We start from the raw sequence: 8,773 nt of genomic DNA, 5'->3' as shown, positions 1-8,773 counted from the left end.
GGCGGCTACCCGGTGCCGCTGGAGAGCGATGCCAAGGGCAACAGCACGCTGTTTTTCCTGGTGCCGTACCCGGGCGCGTGCATTCACGTACCGCCACCGCCACCGAACCAGCTGGTGCTGGTGCGTTACCCGAAAGGGCTGAGGATTGACGATATCTACACCCCGCTGTGGGTCAGCGGCAAGCTGAAGGTGGAGCAGGTCAGCAATGACCTGGCCGATGCGGCGTATGCGCTGGATGCGGGGAAAGTGAGGGTGGTGGAGGACGCCGACCTCTGATTGCCAGTACCGGCCTTATCGCCGGCAAGCCAGCTCCCACAGCTTGTGGGAGCTGGCTTGCCGGCGATGAGGCCCGAGCTGGCAACACACCTCTCAGATCATTTCACAGCCAATCTTTACCCCCAGCGAGTGGCTGGCCCCGGGCTTCAAGTCCACCAGGTCGTCCCACACATTCGCGGTCTCGATGCACAGCATCCGCTGCCAGCCATCATCAGCCATGTCCGGCAGTTCCCTGGCCCGCTCGGTCCACGGGTTCCAGATCACCGCCGAGCGCGACCCGCTACTGGTCAGGGTAATCCGCCGGTTCCAGTGCGGATCGACAATGCTCAGTGTTTGCGGGGTAGCGAGGTAGATCCGGTCTGTCTCCCCGGAAAACGTCAATGCCGCCTGCTGCTGGCGCTGTTGCCAGTCGGCAAGGGTCTCGATATAGCTCAGCCCCTCGACCCCTTCGACCCGCGCCTGGCGTACGTCGCTGACCGCGAAGTAGCTATGCAGGGCCTGGCTGATGGTCACGGGAGTATTGCCCATGTTGCGGCTGGTCAGGCTCAGTTTCAGGTCATCACCCAGGACCACGGCCAGCTTCAGCTCGACATCGTGAGGCCAGCCTGGCAAGTCACCCTGCGCGTCGGGCAGTTCAAATTCGATGCGCAGGCCGTCAGCCGCTTCCTCGACGCCCAGCAACAGCCAGTCACGGGTGCGTGCAAGCCCATGAGCAGGTGCCTGCTCGCCTCGGTACATGGCCTGTACGGCCTCGGGGTTGCGCTGCAGATTGCCGAACCACGGCCAGCACACTGGCACGCCAGCGCGTACCGACTTGCCCTTGTCGAAGATGGCCTGGTCGCTCAGCCACAGCAGTGGTGGTTCGCCCACCCGCTGGTAGCTGAGGATCTGCGCACCCTGCTGGGCGATCAGGAGTTCGGCGCGGTCGCTGCTGATACGCCAGCAGTTGAGTCCGCCATGTTGCTCGGTATCGACCTTGAAAGTAGCCATTGCGTTCTTCTCATTGATTGCCAGTGGGCCTTGGACCCGGGCACATGCAATGAGTTTACCGCCGGCGTGGCTCAGCGACGAGGCACGGAGCGGGTACGGCCACTGCCGTCGATGGCAACGAACACGAATACCGCTTCGGTCACCTTGCGCCATTCGCTGGACAGCGGGTCGTCACTCCACACTTCGACCATCATCTGGATCGAGCTGCGGCCGATTTCCAGGGTCTGGGTATAGAACGACAGCTGCGCGCCCACGGCGACCGGTACCAGGAAGGCCATGCGGTCGATGGCCACGGTGGCCACGCGGCCTCCAGCCACACGACTGGCCATGGCAGTGCCGGCGAGGTCCATCTGGGCAACCAGCCAGCCGCCGAAGATATCGCCAAAGCCGTTGGTTTCACGTGGGAGTGCGGTGATCTGCAAGGCCAGGTCGCCTTGCGGGATTGGATCTTCTTGTTCGAGCTCAATCATGCGATGGGGCCTCTGACCCGTGACGCTTTTCGTTGGTGTGGCGCAAAGGCCGGGTAAACGATTCAGCTTGAAACATACTACGCCGATTTCGTTTCACTTGGCGGCCGTAGGGAGACTCTGCGAAACCGCCTGACATAAAGACCGGCGTTTTCGCACAACATCCCACACTAGCAACAACCTTTTCCTACGAATTGCCAGTATATAGAGCATAACGGCCAGCGACGACCGCGCATTCATGAATATCTGTCTGGTTTTTGTATCGCTTTCGGCGCGGCTCGGCAATTTGCTATCTTCGCGGCACTACCAATCCAGAAGCCGCGTGCCAAGCGGCCTGCATGCCCTACCAAGAGAACAACGAGCGATGACTTCCGTGCCGAGCAGTATCGAGCAGCCCTCGCGGCCGCTGACCCGCAGTGACTACAAGACCCTCTCGCTGTCCGCCCTGGGTGGCGCGCTGGAGTTCTACGACTTCATCATCTTCGTGTTCTTCGCCACCGTGGTCGGCAAGTTGTTCTTCCCGGCGGACATGCCGGAATGGCTGCGCCTGATGCAAACCTTCGGCATCTTTGCCGCCGGCTACCTGGCGCGGCCGCTGGGCGGCATCATCATGGCGCACTTCGGTGACCTGCTCGGGCGCAAGAAGATGTTTACCCTGAGCATCTTCATGATGGCCCTGCCGACGTTGATCATGGGCCTGCTGCCCACCTATGCGCAGATCGGCATGTGGGCGCCGATCCTGTTGCTGCTGATGCGGGTTATCCAGGGTGCTGCGATTGGTGGCGAGGTGCCGGGCGCCTGGGTGTTCGTGTCCGAACACGTACCGGCGCGCAATACCGGCTACGCGTGCGGCACCCTCACGGCCGGCCTGACTGCAGGCATCCTGCTCGGTTCGCTGGTGGCGACCCTGATCAACAGCGTCTACAGCGTGGAAGAGGTGGCCGATTACGCCTGGCGCATCCCGTTCCTGCTCGGTGGGGTGTTCGGCCTGTTCTCGGTGTACTTGCGCCGCTGGCTGCATGAGACCCCGGTGTTCGCCGAGATGCAGCAGCGCAAGGCGCTGGCCGAAGAGCTGCCTTTGCGCGCCGTGCTGCGTGACCACCGTGGACCGATCATCCTGTCGATGCTGCTGACCTGGATGCTGTCGGCCGGCATCGTGGTGGTCATCCTGATGACCCCGGCGTTGCTGCAGAGCTTCTACCACATCAGTCCCACCGACTCGCTCAAGGCCAACAGCCTGGCCATCGTGCTGCTCAGCGTCGGCTGCATCGGCGCCGGCAGCCTGGCCGACCGCTTTGGCGCGGGGCGAGTGTTCGTGATCGGCAGCCTGCTGCTGCTGGTCAGCTCATGGAGCTTCTACCACAGCCTGCCGACCCGGCCCGACCTGTTGTTCCCGCTGTATGCGGTGACCGGCCTGTGCGTGGGCGTGATCGGCGCGGTGCCCTACGTGATGGTCAAGGCGTTCCCGGCGGCGGTGCGCTTCAGCGGGCTTTCGTTCTCGTACAACGTGGCCTACGCCATCTTTGGCGGGCTGACGCCGATGGTGGTGACGGCGCTGCTGAAGGTGAGCCCGATGGCGCCGGCCTACTATGTAGCAGGCTTGTGTGCGGTTGGCCTGGCTGTCGGCCTGTACCTGCTCGCCAATAAGCGCTGATCTGCTTGGAATAGGCCAGAACTGAATTCGGTGATGGCCTTTCATCCATTTGTCACAATTAGGTCATATCGTATTCATGCGGCCTGCCGATACTTGGGCCCGTTCCATCCAACACCCCAATATTCCTGCTAGGAGCAAGGCATGAAACTGAAGCGTTTGATGGCGGCCCTTACCTTCGCCGCCGCGGGCGTAGCTACCGCCAACGCGGTAGCCGCCGTCGATCCGTCGATCCCGACCTACACCAAGACCACCGGTGTTTCGGGCAACCTCTCCAGCGTAGGCTCCGACACCCTGGCGAACCTGATGACGCTGTGGGCCGAGGCGTACAAGAAGGAATATCCGAACGTAAACATCCAGATCCAGGCGGCTGGCTCCTCCACCGCGCCACCCGCGCTGACTGAAGGCACCGCCAACATCGGCCCGATGAGCCGCAAGATGAAGGATGTCGAGCTGCAGGCCTTCGAGCAGAAGTACGGCTACAAGCCGACCGCCATCCCGGTCGCCGTCGACGCCCTGGCCGTGTTCGTGCACAAGGACAACCCGATCAAGGGCCTGACCATGGCCCAGGTCGACGCCATCTTCTCCTCCACCCGCCTGTGCGGTGGCAAGGCCGAGATGAAGACCTGGGGCGACGTCGGTGTGACCGGCGATCTGGCCAACAAGCCTATCCAGTTGTTCGGCCGCAACTCGGTATCGGGCACCTACGGCTACTTCAAGGAAGAAGCCCTGTGCAAAGGCGACTTCAAGCCTAACGTCAACGAACAGCCTGGCTCGGCTTCGGTGGTGCAGTCGATCAGCTCGTCGCTGAACGGCATCGGCTACTCGGGTATCGGCTACAAGACCGCCAGCGTCAAGACCGTAGCCCTGGCCAAGAAAGAAGGCGGCGAGTTCGTTGAAGACAACGAAGCCAACGCCCTGAACGGCAGCTACCCGCTGTCGCGCTTCCTGTACGTGTACGTCAACAAGGCCCCGAACAAGCCTCTGGCCCCGCTGGAAGCCGAGTTCGTCAAGCTGGTGCTGTCGCAAGCTGGCCAGCAGGTCGTGGTCAAGGATGGCTACATTCCACTCCCGGCCAAAGTGGTCGACAAGACCCTGGCTGACCTGGGCCTGTCCCACGCCGGTAACGTCGCAAAGAAGTAAGTAACTGAGGAGGAGGCCGGCGCAGCTGCCCGGCCTCGTCCACGAATTTCCAGTCCGACGCCCAGGTATCCTGAGCGGCGGGCTTTCGTGCGTCACCACTTTGTAATGTTTTTGTCACACGGGACCGCTAGGGTGTGCGCATGAATGATCTGGCCAACTCCACCATGACTCAAAACTCCCAGCCCGTGCGCATTGATTTCAATACGCCCGAGTTGCAACGCAAGCGCCGCATGCGCGCACTGAAGGATCGCCTGACCCGCTGGTACGTACTGGTGGGCGGGCTTGCCGTGTTGGCGGCAATCACCCTGATCTTCTTCTACCTGGCCTACGTTGTGCTGCCACTGTTCCAGGGCGCCGAGCTGACCAGCAAGAAGGCCCTGGAGCCGACCTGGCTGCAGCAGGATGCCGGCAAGCCGCTGATGATCGCGCTTGAAGAGCAGAACCTGGTGGGCATGCGCGTTTCGGACAAGGGCCAGGCATTGTTTTTCGACACCAAGACCGGTAGCGAGCTCAAGCGTGTCGATTTGGCGGTACCGGCAGATACCCAGGTTACATCGATCAGTACCGATGTGCCGGGCAGCCCGCTGGTGGTGCTGGGCTTGTCCAATGGTCAGGCGCTGGTGTTCCACCACACCTACAAGATCACCTACCCGGACAACAAGAAAACCATCACTCCCGGCATCGATTACCCCTACGGCGAGCAGCCGTTCGTGCTCGACGAGCAGGGCCGTGGGCTGGAGCACGTCACCGTCAACGTCAACAATGACACCCTGCTGCTGGCCGGCTCCACCGGCGCGCACTTGCAGGTGATGGAGCTGACCCGCACGGAAAACATGATGACCGGAGAGGTCACCACCGAGCAGAACCGCATCGTCTTGCCGCAGATGACCGAAGCGGTGAAGAACATCTTCATCGACCCGCGCCAGCAGTGGCTGTACGTAATCAACGGCCGCGCTACCGCGGACGTGTTCAGCCTGCGCGACAAGAGCCTCAATGGCCGCTACAAGTTGTCTGAAAGCGCTGACACCGAAATCACCGCCACGGCTCAGCTGGTGGGCGGCATCTCACTGATCATCGGCGACTCCAAAGGTGGCCTGGCCCAATGGTTCATGGCCCGTGATCCGGACGGCGAGTCGCGTTTCAAGCAGATCCGCACCTTCCAGATGGACAAGGCACCGATTGTGCAGATTGATGCCGAAGAGCGCCGCAAGGGCTTCATCGCCCTGGACGCCGAGGGCAATCTGGGCGTGTTCCACAGCACCGCACACCGCACCCTGCTGGTCGAGCCGGTGGCCGATGGCCCGGGCATCCTGGCCCTGTCGCCGCGGGCCAACCGCATCATCATCGAGCAAGGCGGCAAGCTGCTGCCCTTGAGCCTGCGCAACCCGCACCCTGAAGTATCCTTCAGCGCGCTGTGGGGCAAGGTCTGGTACGAGAACTACGACGAGCCCAAGTACGTCTGGCAATCGACCGCCTCGAACACCGACTTCGAACCCAAGCTCAGCCTGTCGCCGCTGACCTTCGGCACCCTGAAGGCCGCGTTCTACGCAATGATCCTGGCTGCGCCGCTGGCCATTGCCGCGGCCATCTACACCGCCTACTTCATGGCCCCCGGCATGCGCCGCAAGGTCAAGCCGGTGATCGAGCTGATGGAAGCGATGCCAACGGTGATCCTCGGCTTCTTCGCCGGCCTGTTCCTGGCCCCGTACCTTGAGGGCCACCTGCCAGGTGTGTTCAGCCTGTTCCTGCTGATGCCGCTCGGCATCCTGCTGGCCGGCTTCACCTGGAGCCGCCTGCCCGAGTCGATCCGCCTGCGGGTGCCGGATGGCTGGGAAGCGGCGATCCTGATCCCGGTCATCCTGTTCACCGGCTGGTTCGCGCTGACCATGAGCCCGCACATGGAAAGCTGGTTCTTCGGCGGCGACATGCGCTTGTGGATTACCAACGACCTGGGGATCACCTATGACCAACGCAACGCCCTGGTCGTGGGTATCGCCATGGGTTTCGCGGTCATCCCCAACATCTACTCGATTGCCGAAGACGCCGTGTTCAGCGTGCCGCGCAGCCTTACTCTCGGTTCGCTGGCGCTGGGGGCAACGCCTTGGCAGACCCTGACCCGCGTGGTCATCCTCACTGCCAGCCCGGGCATCTTCTCGGCGCTGATGATCGGCATGGGCCGTGCGGTGGGCGAGACCATGATCGTGCTGATGGCCACCGGCAATACCCCGGTGATGGAGATGAACCTGTTCGAGGGCATGCGCACCCTGGCCGCCAACGTGGCCGTGGAAATGCCCGAATCGGAAGTCGGCGGCAGCCACTATCGCGTGCTGTTCCTGGCCGCCCTGGTGCTGCTGATGTTCACCTTCGTCATGAACACCTTGGCCGAGCTGATTCGCCAGCGTCTGCGCAAGAAATACTCGTCGCTTTGATAGAAAGGTAGCGATCCGTGAAAAAGGATTCCCTCAAAGGCTGGTTCAAGAGCGGCGCCCCAGGCGTCTGGATGAGCGGCGGCGCGGTGGCCATGGCGGTGATCATGACCGTCGGCCTGCTGGCGGTGATCGCCGTCCGCGGCCTGGGCCACTTCTGGCCGGCCGATCTTGTCCAGGCCACCTACAAGGTGCCCGGCCAGGCTGACCACGTCGTCGTCGGCGAAGTGGTGCAAAAGGAAGACGTACCCCGTGCGCGCCTGAAAGGGGCCGGCCTGCCGGTACCTGACCAGGGCCCGGAGTTCATGACCCGCGAGCTGATCAAGGTGGGTAACCGCGACCTCAATGGCAGCGACTTCACCTGGGTGGTTGGCGACTGGCTGGTCGACGAAAAGTACCCGACCGATCTGATCGCCCTGGAGCGCCGCGAGTGGGGCAACTTCTATGGCTATCTGGTCAGCGTCAAGGAACAGGGCCGTGTGGTCGCAGAGGGCCCGGCCGCCTGGAGCGAACTGCAGGCCCGCCTCAAGCGTGCCAGCCAGCTCAACGGTGAGCTGCAGCAGCTGGAGAAGAAGGACATCGGCGCCATCAACCATGGCCTCGAGCGCCTGCGCCTGCAAGCCCGCAAGCTGGAGCTGGCCGGCAAGCTGGACGCCGCCGCCCAGGCCGACATGGACGCCGACCGGGCCGAGCTGAACAGCCGCTACAAGGCCATCGAAGACCGCCTCAGCGGCCTGCACCAGGCCTTTGCTCGGGACAGCCTGGTGGCCCGCGATGGCAACGGCCGTGAAGTGGAAATCAACCTCAGCAAGGTGGTGCACGCGATCCAGCCCAACGGCATGTCCGCGTTCACCAAGCTGGGCACCTACTTTGCCAAAGTCTGGGAGTTCCTCAGCGACGACCCGCGTGAAGCCAATACCGAGGGCGGTATCTTCCCGGCCATCTTCGGTACCGTGATGATGACCCTGATCATGGCGGTGATCGTGACCCCGTTCGGTGTCCTGGCTGCCGTCTACCTGCGCGAATACGCAAGGCAAGGGCCGGTGACCCGGCTGATCCGCATCGCGGTGAACAACCTGGCTGGCGTTCCGGCGATCGTCTACGGTGTGTTCGGCCTGGGCTTCTTCGTCTACGTGCTGGGTGGCTCGATCGACCGGCTGTTCTTCCCCGAAGCGCTGCCGGCGCCGACCCTGGGTACACCAGGCCTGTTGTGGGCATCGTTGACCCTGGCGCTGCTGGCAGTGCCGGTGGTGATCGTGGCCACCGAAGAAGGCCTGGCACGCATTCCGCGCACCGTGCGCGAAGGCTCGCTGGCCTTGGGCGCGACCAAGGCCGAGACCCTGTGGAAAATCGTCCTGCCCATGGCCAGCCCGGCCATGATGACCGGCATGATCCTCGCCGTGGCCCGTGCCGCCGGTGAAGTGGCGCCGCTGATGCTGGTGGGTGTGGTGAAGCTGGCGCCGTCGCTGCCAGTGGATGGCAACTACCCGTACCTGCACCTGGACCAGAAGATCATGCACCTGGGCTTCCACATTTATGACGTCGGCTTCCAGAGCCCGAACGTCGAAGCCGCGCGGCCGCTGGTATACGCCACTGCGCTGTTGCTGGTGATGGTGATCGCCTCCCTCAACCTCTCGGCCGTGTGGATACGTAACCACCTGCGCGAGAAGTACAAGGCGCTCGACAGCTGACCCAGCCTGCAAGCGTGCCGCCCGTGAGCCGGGCGGCCCTTTGAAACGAATTGATAGCGTATGGAGTTGACCATGCAGCAAGATTCCCACACTCACGGCATCGACATGTCCGCCCTGGGTCGCGACAAG

7 protein-coding genes are annotated in these 8,773 nt (G+C 62.9%); 5 read left to right on the top strand and 2 right to left on the bottom strand.

All coding sequences use genetic code 11. The features are described 5' to 3' along the window. Positions 1-276: DUF3299 domain-containing protein (locus HP546_RS21425; RefSeq protein WP_172229202.1), on the top strand; the 276-nt coding region annotated here is incomplete at its 5' end. Between the two features lie 93 nt (positions 277-369). On the opposite strand, the gene HP546_RS21420 is transcribed toward HP546_RS21425, so the two are convergent. Together HP546_RS21420 and HP546_RS21415 are read right to left on the bottom strand one after the other, a co-directional pair. Further along, the gene (locus tag HP546_RS21420) at positions 370-1,266 is read right to left on the bottom strand and encodes a D-hexose-6-phosphate mutarotase (protein ID WP_172229200.1); all 897 of its coding nucleotides are present in this window, start codon (positions 1,264-1,266) and stop codon (positions 370-372) included. Between the two features lie 71 nt (positions 1,267-1,337). Next, on the bottom strand, positions 1,338-1,736 hold the full coding sequence (locus HP546_RS21415) for an acyl-CoA thioesterase (protein ID WP_003253317.1): 399 nt from the start codon (positions 1,734-1,736) through the stop codon (positions 1,338-1,340). Between the two features lie 361 nt (positions 1,737-2,097). Between HP546_RS21415 and HP546_RS21410 the strand changes: the two genes are divergently transcribed. The 4 genes from HP546_RS21410 to pstA all read left to right on the top strand — a co-directional run bounded on the left by HP546_RS21410 (position 2,098) and on the right by pstA (position 8,644). Beyond that, complete coding sequence (locus HP546_RS21410; RefSeq protein ID WP_172229198.1) at positions 2,098-3,387, top strand: MFS transporter; 1,290 nt, start codon at positions 2,098-2,100, stop codon at positions 3,385-3,387. A 141-nt stretch (positions 3,388-3,528) separates the two neighbouring features. After that, a complete protein-coding gene (locus HP546_RS21405) occupies positions 3,529-4,527 on the top strand; it encodes a phosphate ABC transporter substrate-binding protein PstS (RefSeq protein ID WP_172229196.1) in 999 nt (332 codons plus the stop codon). Positions 4,528-4,667: 140 nt separating this feature from the next. Further along, the gene (locus tag HP546_RS21400; protein ID WP_172229194.1) at positions 4,668-6,956 is read left to right on the top strand and encodes an ABC transporter permease subunit; all 2,289 of its coding nucleotides are present in this window, start codon (positions 4,668-4,670) and stop codon (positions 6,954-6,956) included. A gap of 71 nt (positions 6,957-7,027) precedes the next feature. Next, positions 7,028-8,644, top strand: a complete 1,617-nt coding sequence (pstA, locus tag HP546_RS21395; RefSeq protein WP_172229204.1) for a phosphate ABC transporter permease PstA — start codon at positions 7,028-7,030, stop codon at positions 8,642-8,644. The last annotated feature ends 129 nt before the right edge of the window (positions 8,645-8,773 follow it).

The organism is Pseudomonas sp. CM25, assembly GCF_013179705.1.
Classification (GTDB): domain Bacteria; phylum Pseudomonadota; class Gammaproteobacteria; order Pseudomonadales; family Pseudomonadaceae; genus Aquipseudomonas.
The sequence above is the reverse complement of the archived record's forward strand: the minus strand, read 5'-3'. Positions and strand labels throughout refer to the sequence as shown.